Source organism: Streptosporangium sp. LJ11, from assembly GCF_051918945.1.
GTDB lineage: Bacteria > Actinomycetota > Actinomycetes > Streptosporangiales > Streptosporangiaceae > Streptosporangium.
Genome location: NZ_JBPXMB010000017.1, coordinates 56,094 through 76,626, shown reverse-complemented (window position 1 = coordinate 76,626; position 20,533 = coordinate 56,094). Strand labels below are relative to the sequence as shown.

Annotated in this window: 19 protein-coding genes; 9 read left to right on the top strand and 10 right to left on the bottom strand. The window is 70.0% G+C overall.

Annotated elements, in window-relative coordinates; translation table 11 throughout:
- Window positions 1-279 carry a nucleotidyltransferase domain-containing protein gene (locus ACTOQ3_RS24715; protein WP_440085716.1) on the top strand — a complete coding sequence of 93 codons (279 nt, stop codon included), beginning with the start codon at window positions 1-3 and terminating at the stop codon, window positions 277-279.
- 145 nt (window positions 280-424) lie between these two features.
- Here the strand turns inward: ACTOQ3_RS24715 and ACTOQ3_RS24710 are convergent, their stop codons facing one another.
- The gene (locus ACTOQ3_RS24710) at window positions 425-3,625 is read right to left on the bottom strand and encodes a CARDB domain-containing protein (protein WP_440085715.1); all 3,201 of its coding nucleotides are present in this window, start codon (window positions 3,623-3,625) and stop codon (window positions 425-427) included.
- 286 nt (window positions 3,626-3,911) lie between these two features.
- Between ACTOQ3_RS24710 and ACTOQ3_RS24705 the strand changes: the two genes are divergently transcribed.
- Window positions 3,912-4,856: an acyltransferase domain-containing protein gene (locus tag ACTOQ3_RS24705; RefSeq protein ID WP_440085714.1), complete on the top strand. Its 945-nt coding sequence runs from the start codon at window positions 3,912-3,914 to the stop codon at window positions 4,854-4,856.
- On the opposite strand, the gene ACTOQ3_RS24700 is transcribed toward ACTOQ3_RS24705, so the two are convergent.
- On the bottom strand, window positions 4,853-4,978 hold the full coding sequence (locus tag ACTOQ3_RS24700; RefSeq protein ID WP_440085713.1) for a hypothetical protein: 126 nt from the start codon (window positions 4,976-4,978) through the stop codon (window positions 4,853-4,855). The genes ACTOQ3_RS24705 and ACTOQ3_RS24700 overlap by 4 nt on opposite strands.
- 197 nt (window positions 4,979-5,175) lie before the next feature.
- Between ACTOQ3_RS24700 and ACTOQ3_RS24695 the strand changes: the two genes are divergently transcribed.
- Window positions 5,176-5,634 carry a hypothetical protein gene (locus tag ACTOQ3_RS24695; protein ID WP_440085712.1) on the top strand — a complete coding sequence of 153 codons (459 nt, stop codon included), beginning with the start codon at window positions 5,176-5,178 and terminating at the stop codon, window positions 5,632-5,634.
- A 229-nt stretch (window positions 5,635-5,863) separates the two neighbouring features.
- On the opposite strand, the gene ACTOQ3_RS24690 is transcribed toward ACTOQ3_RS24695, so the two are convergent.
- From ACTOQ3_RS24690 to ACTOQ3_RS24665, 6 genes are all read right to left on the bottom strand, one after another.
- Entirely contained in the window at window positions 5,864-6,502 is a 639-nt protein-coding gene (locus tag ACTOQ3_RS24690; protein ID WP_440085711.1) for an HD domain-containing protein, read from the bottom strand.
- A 213-nt stretch (window positions 6,503-6,715) separates the two neighbouring features.
- Window positions 6,716-10,987 (bottom strand): CHAT domain-containing protein, encoded by a 4,272-nt coding sequence (locus tag ACTOQ3_RS24685; protein ID WP_440085710.1) that lies wholly within the window; start codon window positions 10,985-10,987, stop codon window positions 6,716-6,718.
- Window positions 10,988-10,989: 2 nt separating this feature from the next.
- On the bottom strand, window positions 10,990-11,913 hold the full coding sequence (locus ACTOQ3_RS24680; RefSeq protein WP_440085709.1) for a hypothetical protein: 924 nt from the start codon (window positions 11,911-11,913) through the stop codon (window positions 10,990-10,992).
- A 2-nt stretch (window positions 11,914-11,915) separates the two neighbouring features.
- Window positions 11,916-12,296, bottom strand: a complete 381-nt coding sequence (locus ACTOQ3_RS24675) for a hypothetical protein (RefSeq protein ID WP_440085708.1) — start codon at window positions 12,294-12,296, stop codon at window positions 11,916-11,918.
- 769 nt (window positions 12,297-13,065) lie between these two features.
- A complete protein-coding gene (locus ACTOQ3_RS24670) occupies window positions 13,066-13,713 on the bottom strand; it encodes an NUDIX domain-containing protein (protein WP_440085707.1) in 648 nt (215 codons plus the stop codon).
- A 29-nt stretch (window positions 13,714-13,742) separates the two neighbouring features.
- Window positions 13,743-14,135, bottom strand: a complete 393-nt coding sequence (locus tag ACTOQ3_RS24665; RefSeq protein WP_440085706.1) for a hypothetical protein — start codon at window positions 14,133-14,135, stop codon at window positions 13,743-13,745.
- Between ACTOQ3_RS24665 and ACTOQ3_RS24660 the strand changes: the two genes are divergently transcribed.
- Both ACTOQ3_RS24660 and ACTOQ3_RS24655 read left to right on the top strand, forming a co-directional pair.
- Window positions 14,026-15,312 carry an MFS transporter gene (locus ACTOQ3_RS24660; protein WP_440085705.1) on the top strand — a complete coding sequence of 429 codons (1,287 nt, stop codon included), beginning with the start codon at window positions 14,026-14,028 and terminating at the stop codon, window positions 15,310-15,312. The two genes, ACTOQ3_RS24665 and ACTOQ3_RS24660, sit on opposite strands and share 110 nt — an antisense overlap.
- A gap of 381 nt (window positions 15,313-15,693) precedes the next feature.
- Window positions 15,694-16,518 (top strand): S1 RNA-binding domain-containing protein, encoded by an 825-nt coding sequence (locus tag ACTOQ3_RS24655; protein ID WP_440085704.1) that lies wholly within the window; start codon window positions 15,694-15,696, stop codon window positions 16,516-16,518.
- Here ACTOQ3_RS24655 and ACTOQ3_RS24650 read toward each other — a convergent pair.
- Window positions 16,515-16,877 (bottom strand): hypothetical protein, encoded by a 363-nt coding sequence (locus ACTOQ3_RS24650; RefSeq protein ID WP_440085702.1) that lies wholly within the window; start codon window positions 16,875-16,877, stop codon window positions 16,515-16,517. The genes ACTOQ3_RS24655 and ACTOQ3_RS24650 overlap by 4 nt on opposite strands.
- Window positions 16,878-17,059: 182 nt before the next feature.
- Between ACTOQ3_RS24650 and ACTOQ3_RS24645 the strand changes: the two genes are divergently transcribed.
- On the top strand, window positions 17,060-17,266 hold the full coding sequence (locus ACTOQ3_RS24645) for a hypothetical protein (RefSeq protein ID WP_440085701.1): 207 nt from the start codon (window positions 17,060-17,062) through the stop codon (window positions 17,264-17,266).
- On the opposite strand, the gene ACTOQ3_RS24640 is transcribed toward ACTOQ3_RS24645, so the two are convergent.
- Window positions 17,263-17,679, bottom strand: coding sequence for a hypothetical protein (locus tag ACTOQ3_RS24640; RefSeq protein WP_440085700.1), 417 nt, complete (start codon window positions 17,677-17,679; stop codon window positions 17,263-17,265). The two genes, ACTOQ3_RS24645 and ACTOQ3_RS24640, sit on opposite strands and share 4 nt — an antisense overlap.
- 642 nt (window positions 17,680-18,321) lie before the next feature.
- On the opposite strand from ACTOQ3_RS24640, the gene ACTOQ3_RS24635 reads away from it, so the two are divergent.
- From ACTOQ3_RS24635 to ACTOQ3_RS24625, 3 genes are read left to right on the top strand one after another with little or no spacing between them, the layout of a single operon-like run.
- Complete coding sequence (locus ACTOQ3_RS24635; RefSeq protein ID WP_440085699.1) at window positions 18,322-18,969, top strand: TetR/AcrR family transcriptional regulator; 648 nt, start codon at window positions 18,322-18,324, stop codon at window positions 18,967-18,969.
- Window positions 18,966-19,181: a ferredoxin gene (locus ACTOQ3_RS24630; RefSeq protein WP_440085698.1), complete on the top strand. Its 216-nt coding sequence runs from the start codon at window positions 18,966-18,968 to the stop codon at window positions 19,179-19,181. The genes ACTOQ3_RS24635 and ACTOQ3_RS24630 overlap by 4 nt, the downstream gene beginning before the upstream one ends.
- Window positions 19,168-20,442, top strand: a complete 1,275-nt coding sequence (locus ACTOQ3_RS24625; RefSeq protein WP_440085697.1) for a cytochrome P450 — start codon at window positions 19,168-19,170, stop codon at window positions 20,440-20,442. The genes ACTOQ3_RS24630 and ACTOQ3_RS24625 overlap by 14 nt, the downstream gene beginning before the upstream one ends.
- The last annotated feature ends 91 nt before the right edge of the window (window positions 20,443-20,533 follow it).

Sequence of the window (20,533 nt, the reverse complement as noted above, 5' to 3'; positions counted from 1 at the left end):
ATGGACGACATGGCGCTGGGGGCGCTCGCACAGCGGCTGGCGCGGATCCCCGGGGTGGTCGCGGTGGTGCTCGGCGGCAGCCGTGCCCGTGGCACGCACCGTCCGGATTCGGACATCGATCTGGGGCTGTACTACCGAGGCGACCTGGACGTGACGGCGCTGCGGGCGCTGGCCGAGCAGGAGACCGGGGAGCAGACCGAGCTGACCGCGCCGGGCGGCTGGGGCCCCTGGGTCGACGGCGGCGGATCGAGCGGGTCGTGGCCGACGCGGCCGCTCTGACAGACGAGGTCAGGGCGGCCGTGTCACCTGACACGCCCCGGGTCCGGTGGAGCCGGTTCGGCTGACCCTCATACCGGCATCTCGATGGCCTCGGACGGACTCCGAGGCCATCGAGATGCCGGAGTCACGAGAGTCCGGGAAGGGGTCAGTAGCGTTCGCTGAGGTTGAGGTTGATCTCGATCAGCAGGGTCTTCGCCTCTCCGTACTTGAGCAGGTTGGCGAGGTTGTCGGGGAGCCTGAGGGTCGCATGCGCGTGGCGTACGGCCTGGCCCACGGAGTGCAGGTCCAGCCTGGCCGCCACCAGCGAGACGATCCTCGTGCCGGCGTTGACGCGCCGGTCGGCGAGGTTGAGGTAGGTCGTCAGCAGCTGGGCCCGGAGAAGCTGCGACTGGCTGAGCGAGAGGCCGAAGACATCCCTCACCTCGGCACGGGTGAGGACGCCGTCGGGGGTCGAGCCGTCGGCTCCGTCGAACCGGGTGTCGGTCGCCTGGACGCGGGCCAGGAGCTCGGCGCTCTGCCGGTCGCCGTGCAACTGCCAGGTGAGCTGCGGCCAGGGATTCCGGGTCGGGGTGACCTCGGTGATCTCGGTTGAGGCCGTGGCGCTCACCGGGGTGTAGACGCACCCGTTCGCGTTCTGGTACGCGGTGACGGCGGTGCCGGAGATCACGCTGCCGCCGGCGAAGAGCAGGCCGGGCCGCGCGGTGAACTGGATCTTACGGCTCTGGCCGCCGTCGAGCGTGCCGAGGGACCAGTTCAGCGTGGTCGTGCCGTCGGGGTTGGCGGTCACGGACGAGGGTTCGGGTCCGGCTCCCCGGTCGAGGGCCTGGTTGTAGTGGACCTCGGCCGGGAGGGTGTCGGTGAGGGTCACGCCGGTGGCGGCCCCGCTGCCGGAGTTGGTCACCGCCAGGTCGATCGTCATGGCCTCTCCGGCGTTGACGGTCCGCGGCGCGCTCCTGGTCAGGGTGAGTTCGGGGGCGTGCACGGTGGTCGTGGCCGTCGCGGTGTTGTTCGCCGTGTTCACCTCGGGATCGCCGCCGGCGTCCTTCGCGGTCACCGCCGCCCTGTTGGCCAGGACGGTCCCGTCGGCGACGTCGCACGGAACGCGGTGGTCGAAGGTCTCGGTCGTCGAGCTGGCCGCGTCGAGGTACGGGGTCGTCCTGGTCGCCGTGGTGCCGCCGGGCAAGGTGTCGGTCAGCTCGATCGAAGTGGCGGCGCCCGTGCCGACGTTGTCCGTCTTCACGTGGTAGGTGAGCGTGTCGCCGGGCAGGGCGTCGACCCGGTCGACCGATTTGGCGACGGCCAGGTCGGGGTCGTAGAAGCGGAAGAACTCGATCTCCCGCCGCATGACCCCGGTGAAGTCGATCTCGGGTCCGTGGTCGGTGTTCGCCGTGCCGTCGGACAGGGCGCCGGCGCGGTACTTGAGGTTGTTCCAGTCACGGAAGCCGAGGAGCGTGGTCTCGCGCGGGGCCGGTGCGTCGTCGTCGGCGTTGATGTCGACGCTCACCGTGCCGGTGTCGAAGATCGGCGCTCCCGCCGGGGTGAGGTTCCAGTTCCAGTTGAGCGGCCCGTTGCCCCGACCGACGCGGTAGCGGCCGGCCGGGTCCGTCCAGAACGTGAAGTCGGTGCCGTCGCCGATCCCGGTTGACTCGTCCAGGCGTGTCTTGTCCAGGGCGGGCAGCGAGACGTTGGAGTAGTCGAGGCGGCGCTGCGCGCCGGTGATGTTGATGTTGTCCCTGAGCAGGGCGGCGGGCGGCGCGATGGGGATGCCGCCGGGATCGAAGTTGTAGTTCATCACGCTGAGGTAGTTCGGTTTGTTGTTCGTCTTCTCGTCGCCGCCGTGCTCCAGGCCCAGCGCGTGCCCCAGCTCGTGCATGATCGTGCCCGACTGGTCGCGTACCGTCCCGACCTGGGCGTACTCCGCACCGGTCCCGAGGTCGTAGAGCTGCTCGTCGTCGGCCGGGGACGTGTTGTTCGCCGTGGTGTCGATGTCGCGGTCGGGGCCCACCTCGACGGTCATGCCGAGTTCCACGTCGTCACCCGCGCGGACCGTTTCCAGTACGCCGCCGCGCCCGGGGAAGATCGACGTGCCGGTCATCACGTCGTTGCCCGCCAGGACGGAGTCGAGCCTTCCGTCGACGCCCGCGGTGATCTCGGTGCCGCGGCCGAGCACGTCGTCGCCGGCGGGCGTCGTCTCCAGGACGCGGTTCGCCCCGGCCGACACGCCGGCCAGCCGCCAGGACCCGAGCGTGACGACGAAGTCCTTCACCTCGGAGCAGCAGCGGCCCGAGCTCCGGTTGGCGTTCCCCAGGTCGTGCGCGAGGATCGCGTAGTGGGCGTAGGGGCGCAGCCGGTGGTGCAGGTTGTCCCGTCGCGCCGCCGCGAACGCGGCGTCGTCCTGGGTCATGGTCGCCTGCTCGGCGACCGGCCTGCCGGGCACGTGGACGAAGTCGATGCCCTCGGGCTTGTGCACGCCCGGATAGGGGCAGGACTGCGCGGCCGTGTTCGGCAGGTCCGCCGCGTCGAAGGCGTTCACGACCTCGTCGACGGCGGCCTGCTTGGGCTGGTGCGAGTGGCCGTTCGCGGCCCCGGTCATGTAGTCGAGCTGCACGACGACCGACCTGCGGCAGGGGTCAGCGCCGAGCCGGGCAAGGTCGGCGATCATCGCGCCGTTCACGTCCTTGACGCCGAAACGCTCGATCAGGTCGGGGATGCCGTCCTGGTCCCGATCGGGGAGAGGCAGATGTTCGAGGCTGAAGCCGATCCTGACCTCCTTGCCGTCACCGAACTCGGGGAAGTTCGAATCCCCGTCACCCTTCGCGCAGGTCTGTCCCAGCTCGCGATCGTTGTCACACGGCGCGGCCGGCTCGACCCCGTCACCCGACCAACCGCCGGTGATCAGGTCATACTCGACGTTGAGCTCGACGTCACGATTGGCCGGCGAGACGTCCATCCTGTCGTCGCCGAGGCCGGCGGTGTCGTCGTCGTCCCAGATGCGGACGAGGACCGGGATCCTCGTCTGGTCGTCCTGCAGGGTGACGTTCTGGGTGAACACCCACTTCTGGTCGCCGAAGTGCGCCTGGCTCGGCCGGAACTCATCGTCCGACACGTACGCTCTGCGCTGGGTCCCGGCGGCGTCCCCGATCCTGACCTCGGGCAGGAACTCCCCTTCCTCGTCGATCCCGTCGTCGGGGACCTCGAACCGCTCGAAGTAGTCGATGCTGAACGTCACCGAAACGGTCGTGGCGGCTGCGGCGGGCAGGGCGGTCAGGATCGGTAACAGCGCGGCCAGCAACACTCCGGCGAACGAGAAGGCGACTAACCGCCGTCTCGTCGTGGTGATGGTCATGGGACACCTCTGCATATTCGGGAAAGTTGCCTCAGCGTCCGCCATGACCCGACAAAAGCCATGAGTATCCCCCTACTCAACGCGAGCGCGGCCTCGGCCGTCGGTGATGGGCCGCGGGGCGAGGACGCAGACGGCTTCGAGCGGGTCGGGCGGGCGATGTCCCGCCGGAGGACGGCGCTTACCGGCGGCGGGGGCGCCCCCCGCCTCCACGCCTCCACGCCTCCACGCCTCCACGCCTCCACGCCTCCACGCCTCCACGCCTCCACCGGACGGTAGGATCATCCGCGTGGATCTGGACGCCACCGCCGCCCGGCTCGGAGTACCCGTCGAGGACGTCGACCGCGTGCACCGGCTCGCCGGCGACCGGCCGTCGGCTCCGCTGCCCGCCAAGGCCGACGCCCCCGCGATCCTCGCCCGGCTCGCGGTGCGGCCGGACGACGCCGCCGAGATCATGGCGGGCTGGCCCGACCCCGGCTCTCCACTGTGGACTCCGGAGCTGCGCTGGCTGCTCGACCGTTCGATCGCCCTGGTCCGCGCCGATCTCGGGGGCCACGGCTGGCTGTCGCCCGGTCCTGAGCTGCCGCGCGAACGGGGCTCCGCCTGGCGGCATCTCTACGTGTACGCGTACCTGGCCCTGGTCGACGTCGTCACGGGGTACCACCGCGACCACGGCATCGCCGATGCCGTGTCGTGGGTGAGCCTCGCGGACCTGGGCCGCAACCTCGCGATCGACCGGCGGATGAACCGCGAGGGCTGGCCGGTCATGCAGAGCTGGCTGACGCTGCACGCGCGCGGCGCCATCTACGAGCTGGGCCGGCTGCAGTACCACCGCGGCGGCACCGTCATCGACCTGCACATCCCCGAGTCGGGGCCGATGACCCCGGAGGCGGTCGCGGCGTCGCTCGACGAGGCCCGCGCGTTCTTCCCGCGTCACTTTCCCGACGAGCGCTACACGGCGTTCTCCTGCGGCTCGTGGCTGCTCGACCCGCAGCTGCTGGAGTACCTGCCCGAGGACTCCAACATCGTCCGGTTCCAGCGGAGGTTCGAGCTGGAGCCCTACGAGGAGCCGGAAGGGCTGGACGCCGACGTCGAGGTGCTGCGGTTCGTGTTCCGCACCCTGACCACGCCGCTCGACCGGCTGCCGCGCCGCACCGTGCTCCAGCGCGCGATCGTCGACCACCTGAAGGCCGGCCGCCACTGGCGCATCCGCCGCGGCCACCTCCCGATCTAGCCACACCCCTGGCGCTTGACCGTCTCGGAGCCGTCGTCGTCCGTCACGGTGCGCTGCGGGGTGATCGTGCCGCCCGGTGCGGGTGGCCGGCCGCCCGCCGTCAGCACGCCGGTCGGTTTCATGGGCTCGTCAACGGTGCCGGACACCGGCCCGTCCAGGGTGAGGGCGGAGCTGTGCCTGGAGGAAGCCGTTGCCGGCGACCGTCTGAGCGCGCGTTCGAGGGGCGGGGCCCGCTACTTGCCGTGCGGGCCGAACCGGATGACGCGTACGGCACCAAACTGCGCGCGACCGCTCATGGACATCGATAATCTTGGCCGTCATGTCCTCGTTGATGATGAACAGGCGAGTTGTCGGACTGCTTGCAATGGCCGTTCTGACCCTTGCCGCCTGTGGCGGCACTGACAAGGCGGCGTCCACGTCACCCCCCGCCGCGACTTCCCCGTCGAGCCAGTCGCCCACGCGATCCTCCGCGCCCCAGATGAAGACTTACGAGGTCACTCTGGAGGTGAACGGCAAAGGCAGGATCTACCAGCCGATCGCGTATTTCGCCGACACCAACGGCAGCGAGTCGAATGTCACCCTCCCGTGGAAGAAGACCGTGACAGTCGAACTCACCCAGGCCGAACAGAAGGTCGGCTACCCGGTCTCCGTCATCCCCGGCGCGGTCCGTGACTCCAACCGCATGCTCAAACCGGCCAGGTGCCGCATTCTCGTCAACGGCAAGGAGGTCGCCACCAACGACGGCGGCGAGGATACGTGTAAGTACACCTTGAAGTGAACCGAGCTCGTTCCGCTCCGACCCGCCGCCTCGCACGGCAGGACACCCCGCCCGCCCTGGTCAGGGACATCCCCGCCGCCCGGGCGCCCGCCGGAGGAACGGCGGGAGACCGGGGGCCCTGGTCGGGCGGGCGCGGGCGAGCGGGACGAACGAGGGCACGACGTCCGGGACGATGTCCGTTGTCGAGGTGGCTCACACCGTTCGTCGCGCGGCCTCGTACGATGTCCCGTCAGCTCGGCCAGGGCGAGCCGACGATACGCTCGACCGTCGTCGTGCGCCGGAAACCGGGGACGAAGTGCTCGAGCACGTCGGAGTTCACGGTGCCGTTCGTGGTCTCGGGGCGGTTCTTGAGCCCGTCGACGTAGGCTCGCAGGAACTCGGTCTTGAAGTCTCCTCGCGGGTGGACGGCGAGGATTTCGCCCAGCTGATCGTGTTCCAGTTCGTCCAGGCCGAAGCCGAGCACGTCGGTCAAGACGCCAAGGTACGTGGTCGCGATTTCCGGGGCCATCCGGTCGGGGATGCCCGGCGTGGTGTGCAGTGCGATCGCCGTCCAGACGGTCTCGGCGGCGGCCGTGGAGAAACCCCGGTCCAGGAGGAACTCGCGCGCGTGGTCGGCGCCGTCGACTTCGAAGCGCTGCTCGACATCGGAAAAGGGAGTCAGGAGGCCGGTGTCGTGGAACATGGCCGCCACGTAGAGCAGCTCCGGGTCCGGTTTCACGCCGAGCCTGCGAGCGTGAACCAGGCCGAAGAAGAAGACCCGCCGGGAGTGGTGGTAGATGAGGGGACTGGTCGTCTCCCGGATGAGCCCGGTCGCCTCGGCGACCGCCGCTGTCTCAGGAATCTCCAACCCCGCGATGACCTCTGGCATGACCTCTGACTTTCCAGGAAGTGCGTCGACGGTGGGAGTGTTCGTCCGATTTCCATGCTGCCCACCGATCGGCGTGCGGCGCCGCCTTCGTTCGGCCAGGAATCCCCTATATCTGGACAAGGCAAAATCGCACCCGGTTGCCGGTGAAACTGGACGCGCGAGACCGGGTGCAACTGGTCATCATCGCGTACGAGACCGGGCTGGTGCCGTGAGTCAGCCACCGTGAAAGGCGAAGGCCGCCCAGTGAACGGGGTGGGCGAAGGGGATGGCGTCGGGGTCCTCGAAGGCCAGGAGACGGCGCAGGGAGGGGACCTCGGCCGGGTACCAGTCGGTGAAGCGGGTGAGGATGTCCGTGGTGGTGGCGGCGCGGAGCCACGACTGGGCGGCGCGCAGGGCCTCGGCGGGTGGCAGGCCATCGGTGAGCCACCGCCGGAGCGTCGCCAGGACGACGATCATCGACGGGCCGTCAGAGATCTTCCACGCGGTGGCGAGGACGGAACCGGCTCCCGCCTGGAGGAGACCGGTCGAGAGGCTGATCACCTCGTCGAGGGCGGAGACGTCGGGGAAGGCGGTCTGGCAGCCCGAGGCGATGACGAGGTCAGCGGTCAGCGGCAGGGCGAGGAGGTCGCGCAGGCTGAGGACCTCGTCGTGGGCGAGCAGGAAGCCGTTGTCGGCGACGGTGCGCACGTCCGTGGTCGCGTGGCAGGAGAACAGGACGAGCCGGGCCGACGGCAGGTGGGCACGGACGGCGTCCTTCCCGGCGGCCGGACCGTGGAGGGTCACCGTGTGTGGCAGGAGGGCGGCCAGGCCCCTGCCCTCCAGCTCGGAGTAGGGCAGGCGGTCGGCCGTTACGGGTTGTGGATCCGCCACGCTCAGGGCCGAGCTCGGCGGGCGAGAAGTCGCGGGCCGTAGCGCGGCGTTCGGGGCGTAGCGGATCGTGGTGGTGTCGAGGGCGTATCGGCGGACGCCGGGAGCGTCCGGGTCGGCCGTCCACGCGGCGTGCAGGGGAAGGAGCGTCAGGCCACCGGTGGGGACGAGCGTCAGAGCGGCGGGTGTTCCGACGGTGTCAAGAACCGGACCCATGATCGTTTCACCGAGCCAGCCGGTGGTGTCGTCGAGGACCCGCGCCCAGCGGTCGTCGTCCTCGGAGACCAGGGCCGTGGTGTACTCCAGCGCCCGGTCGAGGAGGGCCGACCCGCCCCAGGGGAGGTGGAGCGCGCATCTCTCTCCCTCCGGGGGCGTGATCACGGCCAGGCACTCCTCGCCCGAGGGAATCAGGTGCACCAGCGGCAGCCTCGGTTCTCCGTTACGGGGGGACCCGGCGAGGGCCTGGGCGAGCAGCCGGGTCCGACCGGTCTCGAGGACGTCGATCGCGGCGTCCAGGTCACCCGCCTTGACGAACGCCGACGCGGCCGCGCCGGGCACGCCGGAGAGCTCCCGTAGCCACGCCTCCTGGTGGTGGCGGGTGTGCTGGATCGCGAACACGTCGTTGAAGCCCGCGACGCAGGCCGCGTACGCCTCGGCGGCAGGCCGCCAGGACTCCCGCGCGCTCAGCAGGTCGCCCCGTTTGCGGTTGGCGCGTGCCCGGACGGCGGGATCGGCGAACAGCGCCGCGGCGGCCAGCTCGGCCCCGGCCTCCTCGTCGTCGCCCCGGGCGGACAGCAGATCGGCCAGCGCGAGCCGCAGGCGTGCCCTGACCTCGTCCGATGGGGCGACCGACAGACTCGCCCTGGCCGAAGTGACGGCGGCGTCGAGAACACCCGCGTCGCGGTCCTGGGCGGCGAGCAGACCGGCCAGGTTGGCCAGGTACTGCGCCCGGTAGGGGGCGGTCGCGGGCAGGAGGTCGACCGCCTGGCGGATCGCGGTGATGGCGGCGGCCAGCAGTTCCGGACGCTCCTCCGTCTCGGCCTGCAGGCGCAGCGCACTGCCCAGCGCGTTCAACATGACCGCTTTGGGGGTTCGCGGCAGCTCTCGGGCAGTCGCCTCCCGGAGCAGGGCGGCCGCGCGATCGAGGTCGACCCGGCGGCCGAGAAGCTCGTACCGGGTGATGAGCGCGGTGCACAGGCCACCGATGTACTGGGAATCGGCCCGGCCCGACGATCTGATCGCGTCCTCGTCGAAGCGCACGCATTCGTCGAGGGCCGCGGCGTCGCCGGTGGCCGTGTACACCTCGTGCAGGACCCCGGCCAGCTCGAAGCCGAGCCGGGCGGCCGGTCCGGGGATCGTGGTGGTCGCGAGCCGGTTCCGCAGCAGGGACTCGGCCTCGTGGAGGTCCTTCAGCCGGGTGGAGCCGGTCGCCCGCAGGCGCAGGGCGCCGCCGAGCCGGGCGGTCCGATACACCGCCTCGATGTCGTCGCCGGTCCCGGCGAGCGCCCCCCGGAGCAGGACGATCGCGTTGTCGAGGTCTGCCGGGAGCCCGTACCGCAGATAGCGGTCGACGAGCCGGTCGCCGAAGCCGGCCAGCGCCGCCGGGTCGGGGCCCACCTCGGCGACGAGGCCGCGCAGATCCGCGTCGGTGGTGGCCGGGTCGTGCGCGGCCAGCTCGTACCGGTCGACGGCGAGTTTCAGCAGCACCGAGGGCCTTTCGGGGTGGTCCACCGTGAGCTGGCCAAGAGCTTCGGTCCGAAGGTGCGCTGCTTCCCGGAGCAGGGTCACGTCGTCGGTGGCGCGGTAGAGCATACTGAGCGCGTCGCCGAGTTCCTGGGCGTACTCCCAGCGGTCCGGTTCGTCGGGCGGAGACGCGGTGAGAGCCTGCCGGTAGACGTCGACGGCCTCGCGCAACGTCTCGACGTCAGGCACCTCCCGGTAGCGGTCGCAGAGCCGCGCGGCCCATCGGATCAGCCGCTCGGACGTCGCCTCGTCCCGGACCAGTGCGGCGTTGATGTCGATGACCTGGTCGAGGTCCTCGAGCCGGTCGAACTCCAGATACCGCGTGTGGAACGCCGACGCCAGCCGGTCGAGGAGCTCGATCCGCTCCTGATGCGAGTTAGCGCTGGAGACCGCGACAAGGAGCGCGTCGACGATCCGGTCGAGCGCGGCGCGGCGGTCGGCGGCGGAGGAGTCCTCCGCCAGCGCGACGGCGACGACGCGCTGAGCCTCCGCCATCGGATCGTCGGGCCGCACGCCCGGATCGCGGACCTCCCGCAGAGTCCGGCGGACCGCGCGGTAGTGCTCGCGGATGGCCGCCCCGGACGGGACCCGTGCGAGCGCCTCCTCGATCATCACGCGGGCGGCGCCGTACTGGCCCGTGTCGATCAGCATCTCGGCGAGTCGTCCTCGGACGTAGTGACCTTCCGGGTCGAGGCGTACCGCCTCGCGGCCGGTTCCGATCGCGGCGGTCAGGTCGGCGGGGTCGCGACGACGGCGGTACCGGGCCAGCAACGTCAGGCTCAGGTTCGCGACGTAGGTCGGGTAGAGGGCGTCGGGGCGCGCCTCCTCGGACGCCGCCAGGCGGCAGGCGGCGATCGCCCAGTCGAGGGTCACGTCGTCGTCGCGGAGCTCCGACAGGTCGCGGAGGGCGTTGCCGAGGCTGTTGAGGAACAGGAACCGGTGGGGCGAGCGCGGTCCGGCGGTTTTGACGGCCGTGCGCAGAATCGGGACGGCCTCCTCGATCCGGCCGAGGACGTGCAGGGACTTGCCGAGATTGGCCAGGTAGCCGGGCCGTTCCGGATGGTCGAGCGGGGTGTGGTCGCCGAGGGTCCGGTTGAGCGTCACGCCGCGTTCGGCGTCGCTCGTCCGTCCGGTGCGCTCGAACCGGTCGGTGTAGGCGTTCGCGAGTTCGTGCAGGTGCAAGATACGGACCTCGTCGTGGAGGCCCGGCCACTGCGGGTGGAGGAGCAGCCGCTCGCCGTCGTCGATCGCGGCGTCGGCCACCGCGGGTTCATGAGCCGTCCGGCACAACCGGCCGAACCGCTCCGACAGTTCGCGGACTCGGCGCAGGGCGGCTTCGGGAGGGATGAACTCGTCGGGATGGAACACGCCGCCCGCCCGCAACCCGGCCAGGTAACGCCGGACGCGGTGTGCCTCCCCGAACCTGCGATAGACCTCGAGCGCGGACGCGAACTCGGTGAGGGCCGCGTCGACCTCCGGTCCGAGAATCTCGGGATGGGCCGCCAGGATCGCGGCCGCGCGGTCGGCGTCGGAGGCGTTGAGGAGTTCCTCCAGCGGCCCGTACAGATGGGACACCGTGGTCGGGACGCCCAGCGGCAGCCCGTCGATCGGCAGGCGGGGCGTCTCACGCGAACCCCTCAGGCGCAGCGTCTGAACCACCCAGGACAGGTCCGTCATCCAGGTGACGGCCCTGGGGTCCTGGCCGGGCTGGGCGCGCGTCTGGCGCAGCGCCACCAGCAGGAGCCTTTCCAGCCGCTCAAGGACGTCGGCGGGCTCGTCGGCAAGGAGCCGCCCCACCTCCGGCCAGGACGGCACCGGACCGCGGATCAGCCGCCAGGCGATCCGGCTCGCCCGCGTCCACCCCCGCACGTCCACGTCTAGCCCTTCCGGGCGACGGTGAGCGCCGTACCACGGGTGAGGAAAGCGGTGATGCGCTGCCCGTCCTCCGGCTCCGCCCGGGTCTCCCAGGGCAAATCCACCGCCTCGTAGAGCATTCTGCGGTGCACGTCGAAACAGGACTGAAGCATGATCGCGTAGTCGGCCGCCGCGGATCGCAGGAGCCGGTGGGCCACGGCTGCGACGACGGCCGCGGCGAGCAGTGCCCACCAGGTGAGGATCGTGAATCCGGCCAGGGAGACCCCGACGGCCCACAGCCTCGCCATCTCGTCGAGCCTCGCGCGTGCCTGGCCGATGTCGGCGCGTGCCTGTTCCGGCAGCAGGATCCAGAGCCTCGGCCAGCACGCGACGACGTCGAGCCCGTAGCGGAGGCGGATCCTGAGCTCGGCCGCCCGCAGGAGATCCCCGAGCGCGGTCGGCATTCGCAGATGGGGCACCGCCGGGACGGCCGCCCGGCCCGCGTCGATCCGCGAGAAACGCAGGCGTTCCCTCGCGGTGAGTTCGTCGCGGCGCAGCGCGAGGTCGCGCCACCGCCGCGCCGCCCGCTCGATCCGGCGCCCGCGCATCCATGTCAGCGCCGCGCTGATCGGCCACGCCCACCGGGGCCAGTACCCTTCGAGCAGGCGCACCACCGGCAATGTGAGACTCTCCAGCAGCCGGGCCGATGCCAGGACGACCAGCAACGCCCCGATGAGCAGGGCGACCTGCGCGGCGGGCTCGGGGAACGCCGTCCGCCACTGCCGTTCCAGTTCCTTCCAGCCCGAGGTGGTTCCGGTCAGGCCGCCGTGCCCGTGCACCCAGGCCAGCAGCCCACCGCCCCACAGGACCATCACCGGCGAGGTGAGCAGCCCGGCCCACCTGTCGGCGACCTTGCCTCCGAGCGGCGTCCACACCGACGTGAACACCGTCACTCCACCCTGACCAGCGGGCCGTGTCCCTCTTCGCACGACGCGGGCACCGGCTCACCCACCTCGAACACGGGATAGGTGTACCCGCACTCTCCGCACCGGTAGACGATCGGCGCGGCGGGGTCGCCGAACCCGGGCGCCGCTGCGAATTCGGGCGGCCCGTCCTTCGGTACGGACCGCACCTGGGCCAGTTCCTCCCGCATCGCCGCCCGGGTCTCCTCCCGCCGCCCCAGGAGTTCGATGATCGCGTCCACGTTGACGATCGCCTGCGTCAGCAGGGCGGACAGCTGTTCCTCCACTCCGGCCGCATCCTCGCCCAAAAGGACGCCGAGCCGGGCACGGATCACCTGTGCCGCGGCCACGATCTCCTCGTCCCGCACGGAGGCCCCCTTCCTTGCGTTGATATCGGTTCGGGTGCGCCGCTCGTTTCAACTGGACCTTCACACCTGGCGGGCCGCTTCCTCCTCCGTGGGGTGATCTTGGCCGTGGCGATCCGCAGGACGGGCGGGGCCGTCAGGATGAGGATCGTGTACATCTCGGCCGTGAGCACGCCAGACGCAGCCCCACCATCGCGATCACGACCTCGATGTCTCCCCCGCGCGTTCATGCACGCCCCCAGCGCCACTCCATCCCACGACGACAGGCGGCCCGCTCGGACGCCGACGTAGGCGCCGGCGAACTTCCCGGCGACGGCGACCGCCACGACCGGCAGGGCCGCGCCCATGTCAAAAACGAGCTGGATCTCCTGCCGCACACGCGCGTCCTGCCATCTCTGCAAGGGCCCCAGACATTTCGGATGTCTGGCGTCGCCGAACATGGCAGCGAGGCTTGGGGCTGACCCGGGCACCGTCATTTTGATCAGCATCTGATCAGGTCGCCCGAACGACGTTCAAAGTGACAGTGCGATCCGAGCATGGTTCGGAAGGTCTCTGTGGCGAGGTGAGGGCATCGCTGCGTCGCCACCGCTTCTGGCCGTTTCGACGCTGGGGCGGGTCAGAAACAGGCGCCGGGAATGGCGGCGCCGAGGACGGGGCGGTGAAGGTGCTGCGGGGTGATCGTGACGCCGGTGACGCGGGTGGCGAGCGCCAAGGCCGCCGAGACGGGATTGTCGAGGGAGTCGTCGGCGGCCAGATCTACAGCAGATGGACGTCACGTGACGAGCACGGCGGTGAGCATCGAGAGATACGACTCATGGGCGAGACGCAGACTGTCAAGGTCGGACGTCTCGAACCACGCCACAGCGTCGTGCTCGTCCGGCGCGACGTTGACGGGTGTCCCGGTCCACCTGTCGACCAACCAGATCTGCATGTCGAACGTCGCGGTCCGGATCTCATGCATCGGCGGGCCGGACGGCTCCGATGCCGTGATTCCCAACTCCTCCCGAAGCTCGCGGACAAGGCTCTCTTTTGGATCCTCCCCCTCCTCGACATGACCGCCCGGCAGGTCCCACACGTCGGGATACCAACGGCGTCCGGCGCTTCGATGACACAGCAACACCCGATCGCCGTCGCGAAGAACGGCCGTCACGATCCGGACCGGACCGGAGTCGTCAGCGGATGTCGTCATCGGCACATTCTGACCCATGCGGATCTGCCGCAGACAAGGTCTGGGGACAGGTGTACGGGCGATCGCACGGTCCCGGAAGCGTCTGGTGAGGAACCCGTTCAGCTCCGCGACGTCAGCTTGACGCGCACGGTCCGTTACCACCGAAAGTGAGCCAGAGCCGAAAACCGTACAGTCCCGGCTCGCGGCGGAGATGCGTGCCAGGTCGCTCTTGCGGTGGGTGATGGCCGGCACCGGCGGATGCGCCTGCCGTGTCGGATCCGTCAGGACGCCGGAGCGAGCATGGCGCGGGCGGTCCGCTCCGCCTCGGGGGGCGCGGTGGCGATGACCGCGTCCAGGGTGGTGCGGGCGGTCTCCAGTTCGTGGATGGCGGCCTGGAGGCGGGCGCGTTCGCGGTGGAGGTCGAGCAGGAGTTCGGGGCAGTCGGCGATGAGTGCGTCGCCGTCCTTGCCCATGCAGGGCAGCAGGCCGGCGATGGTGGCGGTGGACAGTCCGGCGGCGAGCAGGTTGCGGATGTGGGGAGCGGCGGCGTTCGGCCTGGCGTCGGTGGCCGCCGCGTACGCTCCCAGCGCGGAGGCGCTGATCGCCGCTCGGGCGCTGCTCGGGATCGCGGGGGCGACGCTGATGCCCTCCACGCTGGCGCTGATCGGCAACATGTTCCGAAACGCACGCCAGCGGGGGACCGCCATCGGCATCTGGGCGGCGAGCCTGTCCGGCGGAGTCGCCCCGGGGCCGGTGGTCGGCGGGGCGTTGCTGGAATCGTTCGGGTGGGGGGCGGCGTTCCTGATCGCCGTGCCGGTGATGGCGCTGCTGCTGGTGGGCGGGCCACTGCTGCTCCCGGAGTACCGCGACACCACCGCGGGGCGGCCCGACCTGGTCAGCGTCGCGCTCTCCCTGGTCGCCATGCTGACGATCGTGTACGGCGTCAAGCTGCTGTCCCACGGGGGCGACCCGGTCCTGAGCGGCGGGATCGTTCTGGCTGGGCTTGTCGCCGGAGCGGTGTTCTGGCGGCGACAGCGCGGGCTCGCCGCCCCGGTGCTCGACGTGACGCTCTTCCGCAACCGCGCCCTCACCGGCGCCCTGCTCCTGCTGCTTTTGGGCCTGGCCGCCACCGCCGGCACCTACCTGTTCGTCACGCGGTTCCTCCAGGGAGTCCAGGGCCTGTCCCCGCTCGCGGCGGGCCTGTGGCTGGTGCCCTCGTCGGTCGCCATGATTCTCACCTCCCTGGCCGCCCCCATCCTGGTACGGCGGCTACCCGAGCGGGTCGTGGTCGCTGCCTCCCTGACGGTGTCGGCGGCCGGCTTCCTCCTGCTGGCCCTGCTCGACCAGGCGGCCGGGCTCCCCCTCCTGATCGCCGGCATCGTCGTCGTCTACGTCGGCCAGGGCCCGATCATGGCGCTGGGCACCGACCTTGTCGTCGGCTCCGCCCCGCCCGAGAGGGCCGGCTCCGCCGCGGCCATGTCCGAGACGAGCACCGAACTCGGCCTGGCCCTGGGCGTGGCCGTCCTGGGCAGCGCCGGAGCCGCCGTCTACCGCCAGACCGTGCCCGCCGCGCTTCCCGCCGGCCTCCCGCCGGAGGCGGCCTCCGCCGCCCGCGACTCGATCGAGGCCGCGGTCACCGCCGTCGCACATCTTCCGCCCGTTCAGGCGCAAGCCGTACTCGTCCCCGCCCGGGAGGCGTTCACCGCGGGCCTCAACCTCGTCGCCGGGATCGGCGCGGTCGCCTCCCTGGTCCTGGCCGTACTCGCCTCGGTGACTCTCCGCGGACAACCACCGGCCGCCGAACCCGAACCCGCGTCCGCCGAGACGGCGGAGGTTTCCGGCCAGGCCTGAGCCCGGTCGCGGCCGAGGCGAACGACTCACCCGGCTGCGGCTCAACCACCAACGTCGAACGCCGGGAGATGCGGCCAGATGCCACGGGCTGAACCTCCTGTCGTACACGCGTCCACTGCCATCCCCGATGACCCACTGCCAAGTCCACTGACAACTCGTGTGCCGTACTGACATCTGCAGGGGCTCCGGACAATTGTCTGGACCCACCGAAGATGACAGGAGGACCTGCTCCTGACCTGGACACTGTCACTTCGATGGGTGTCGAAATGTTAGTGCTCGCGTCATCGAAGTCGGCAGTGCGCAGCCGAAGATCAAGTGCCATGAATGTACGTCGGTTGGGCACTGGGGCTTCAGGGCTCGAACCTGTCTAGTCTTGGAGCCGTGGGGGCCGTGGAGGAGGAATCGTCCCTTGCCGCGTTCCTGAGGATCGTGAACGTCGGCGATGTCCTCATCGGAACCGTCGCAGAGATCACGCGATCGGGAACGACCGTGCTTCTCGACGCTTTCGCCGGCGCTCCGGTCGGTGTCATCGGCCCGCTCGATCTTTCCTGGGGGTCCTTCGGGGGCTCGGCCGCCGACATCCTTGAAGTTGGCGGCCGGGTCTCTGCCGAGGTGATCGCCGTTGATCTCCCCGAACGACAGGTTCGGCTCTCGCGGTCTGCGACCGAGAACCTCCAACTATGGGCATATCTGAAGTCACTGCGTCCGGGACAGCGGCTGTCCGGCACCGTGGCGGCCATCGAACGCTTCGGCGTCTTTGTCGATCTGGACGACGGACCCGGCCACCCCGTCTTCCCCGGCGTCGGCTTCATCACCATGCCCGAGCTGTCCTGGCACCGCTTCGAGGACCCATCCGAGGTCGTTTCCGTGGGAGAGCACATCACCTGCGAGGTCCTCGTCTTCGACACCCATGACGGCGAAGCCCGCCTATCGCTGCGCGCCACCCGGCCTGACCCGTTCCAGCAGTTCGCGCGCCACGTTCACGTGGGGCAGATCCTGCACGGCCCGGTCACCAAAGTGGTGCCCTTCGGTGCCTTCATCCGTGTGGCAGACGGCATTGAAGGCCTGATTCACCTCAGCGATCTCACCGCCCCGACCCCAGAGGTGTCAGGCGACGCGGTTCGGGTCGGCGACGAGGTCACCGTGATCATTATCGAGATCGACACGCTGCGGCGTCGGCTCACCCTGTCCCGCCCGACGGTCTAGGAACCACGGGTGTCCGACACCTCCCGGGCAGTGAGGAATTCATCCAGCAGCGTGAACAGGACCTGGATGACCTTGGCCTCCTCTTCACCGGTCAGTCCCCACTGCTCCCACCCGTCGGGGAGAGCGATATGGCGCACCTGCCCCTGCCAGCCATGGTTGCAGTCCTGACCCCGTCGAGCGACCAGCCACTCCCGCCAGCCGCTCAGACCAGGACCTCCATGACGCAGCGCGTGCTGGTCATAACCGTCCAGGAAGCCCTCGACCCCAGTAAGCCTCGATCCCACCACGAACATGCCCAACCGCTTGGCCACGTGGGCGAAGTACTCACGTTCACTCATCCCCTCCAGATTCGCCGTCACCAATCCGCCTCCTGACACGTCGCCACCTCGATTTTGATGGCAGGTATCGCCGGGATGTGGGCACTGTCCCCGAAGGTCTCACGCATTCGGATGGGCTGCGTCGCCCAACCATGTGGCTTCGCCGGCAGAACGGCCGGGCCACCACCTATCTTCTGTACGAACAGGCGACCGGCCTCAACTGAGTGGTCACCCTGTCGAAGAACGTCATCCCGGGCACCATCAACGTGGGCGCCCTGCTGCGCGTGCAGAAGGGCGCCCACGGTAACGGCTGGGGCCGCTACACCGTCTACGCCGGCCCGATCCGCCTCCTAGCGAAGAAGAAGCGCGTCGTCTGGGGCGGCGATTTCGCCAAGGCGGCGTGGCAGAGCGGCTGGACCCACTGCAACTAGACCCGCTTCTCGTGCCAGGTGTAGTAGAGGTAGGTGCTGCCGGGCCCGGTCAGCGTGCCGTAGACCTGCCAGAAGCTGTTCGGGGCGAGCGAGAAGCGGAAGACCTTGTCACCGGGCCGGTCGTCCACGAAGGCGGTCTGTGTGCCGTTGTTCCAGATCCGCACTTCGATCGTGAACGTTGAGGTGTCTGGGATGTCGAGGCAGATCTCGTATTCGTACGAAAGCGAGCCGCCGATGTTGTAGCTGCGACCGTCGATGGCCCCTCGCTCCATGTTGGAGGGGATATAGCTGTTGTACGCCCGCGTGTACCCGCCAGTGGAACAGTCGACCGCGGAGGTGGCCGCGGACGCTGGATTGATGCCGGTGAGCATGGCGCCGATGACGCCGATGAGAACGAAGATGGTGCGCTTCATGCCTCTCCTCATCCGTGCAAGTGAGCCTCCGACCAATTAGTTGAAGGCTGAACTGATTCTGATGAGGTTGCCGTAGCCGGACAAGGTCGGGCAGGGATTCCCATAGATTCGAGTCAAACAGGCCACGTTGAGCTGCACCGATGAATCCGCCCTGCTTCCTTCGGCTGAAATTAAGGTGAAAACCGCATGCCAGAGGATTCGGAGGTGGCCGTTGCCTCCCCAACGTCTGGTGGTTACGGTCGCCCGCCGGAAACCGACAAGCCCACAGGCGTGCCGTCACATGGCGGGCTCGCTGGGGGCGTGGCGGCTCTGACCCCCTCACACATCTCCGGGGTCGCGACGACGCCGTACGCCAGTGAGCGGACATCGCCAGACAGTCCCCGCACATCGAGCCCTGGCGACTCGACGAGTGTCCGTTCCGCACCGCCATCCGATCAACCCAAGAGGAGAACCACTCGTCAGGCTGCGGCTCAACCACCAACGCCAGGCGCCGAGGGAGGAACCCAACTCTCATCTTCGATTCCTCACTCTCAAGTCGACTCTCAAGATCCACACCGAACTCTCAAGTTCGACGGCGCCAGACACGGAATGAGGACTCCCGACGCTGTTGACATATCAAATGAACGTTCTTTTAATTGGCGCATGGGGCGTATCGCGGGCGTCACCGCCACCGAGACCCGGGAGCGCCTGCTGCGCGCGGCGGCCGAGGCCTTCGCCCAGCGCGGCTACGACGGCACGCGCGTGGCCGACATCGCCGCGGCCGCGGGGGTGAGCAACGGCGCCCTGTACGCCCACTTCGACTCGAAGGCCGAGCTGCTGGTGGCCGCGCTGCGCGCACACGGGCCGCAGCTGCTGGCCAAGTTGTTCGCCGCCGACCCGGACCGGCCGATCACGGAGTTGCTGGCCGTCGTCGGACGCGGGCTCCCGCGCCGGCGCGCCGCCCACGGCTACCTCATCGTCGAGGCGCTCGTGGCGGCGCGCCGCGACGAGGACGTCGCCCGGCCGATGCGCGACTACGTCGGCGAACGCACCGACTGGCTCGCCGGGCTCGTCCGTGCCGCCCAGAACGACGGCGAGCTGGACGGCGCGCTGTCGCCGGACGCGCTGTCGCACTTCTGCCTGCTGCTCGCGATGGGCAGCGCGCTCGTCACACCCGACCTGCACCCGGTCGACGACGGGGAGTGGGCCGCGTTGCTCGCCCGCGTCGTCGCCGCCCTGGCCCCTGCCGGCACCACGGCACAGACCTCGGTCCCCGCCGGCACCACAGCACAGAGGGGAGCGCCACAGTGAAAGTAAAGATCAACTCCGAGCGATGCCAGGGACACGGTCGCTGCTACGACCTCGCCCCCGGCCTGTTCGGCGAGGACGACGAGGGCTACGGGCTGGTCGTCGGCGACGGCGTCGTACCCCCGGGCGAGGAGCGGACGGCGCGCCTGGCCATGGCGAACTGCCCGGAAAGAACGATCGAGATCCTCCAGGAGGCGCGACATGACCGTCGATGACCGCTTCGACCAGCGGGAATTCGAGGAGAGGCTGCGAGAGCGCCCTGACGGCGTGCGCAACGAGGTCATCACCGGGCCGGTCTCCGACTGGGCGACCGACTTCTCCCACACCGAGCCGGAGTGGGCGGCCGACCCGTACCCGATCCAGGACGACCTGCGGCAGCGCTGCCCGATCGCGCACACCGACCGGTTCGGCGGCGCGTGGCTGCCGACCCGCTACGAGGACGTCGCGGCCATCGCCTACGACACCGAGCACTTCTCCTCCCGGTCGATCGTCATGAGCAACTTCCGGCCGCCGCGCGAGGTGGCACCGGTGGGCGGCACGCCGCCGATCTCCTCCGACCCGCCCTTCCACCACGACGCGCGCAAGCTGCTGCTGCCGATGTTCACCAAGACGGTGGTCGCCAGGCAGGAGCCGGCGACGCGGGCGTTCTGCCATTCGCTCCTCGACGCGCTGGAGGGACAGGACGTCATCGACGCCGCCCGTGACTACGCCCAGCACATCCCGATGCGCGTCATCGCCGACATGCTGGGCTTCCCGCCCGAGGACGGGCCGCAGTTCCGCGAGTTCGTCGAGAACGCGCTGGAGGGCATCAACCTGCCCCCGGAAGAGCGCATCCCCCGGATGGAGAAGCTGTTCAACTACCTGCTGGCGCAGATCCGCGACCACGTCGACAACCCGCGGGACGACCTCACGACCTACCTCGTCAACGCGGAGCTGTACGGCAGGAAGCTGGAGTCGCTCCACGTGGCGGGCACGATGGCGCTGCTCCTCATCGCCGGCATCGACACGACGTGGAGCGCGATCGGCGCCTCGCTGTGGCACCTGGCCAAGACGCCGGCCGACCGCGAGCGCCTGGTCGCCGAACCCGCCCTGCTGCCGACCGCGATGGAGGAGTTCCTGCGGGCCTACGCGCCGGTCACGATGGCGCGGCTGGTCAAGGAGGACATGCACTGGCGCGGCGTCGACATGAAGGCCGACGACTGGGTCCTGCTGTCGTTCCCCGCGGCCAACCGCGACCGGGCCCAGTTCGACCGGGCGGACGAGGTCGTCATCGACCGCGAGGTCAACCGGCACGCCGCGTTCGGCCTGGGCATCCACCGCTGCGTGGGCTCGCACCTGGCCCGCATGGAACTGCAGGTCGCCCTCGAGGTCTGGCTGGAGCGGATCCCGGCCTTCAGCCTCGACGACCCGGCGGCGGTGACCTGGGCGACGGGTCAGGTCCGCGGGCCACGCACGCTCCCGCTCCGCATCGGCTGACCGGACCAGGGACGGGCCTCGCCCCGACCGGCCCCGGGCGTGGGAGGCCCGGGGCACGGGCGGCCCCACCGAGGCGACGGCCGGCCTGGCA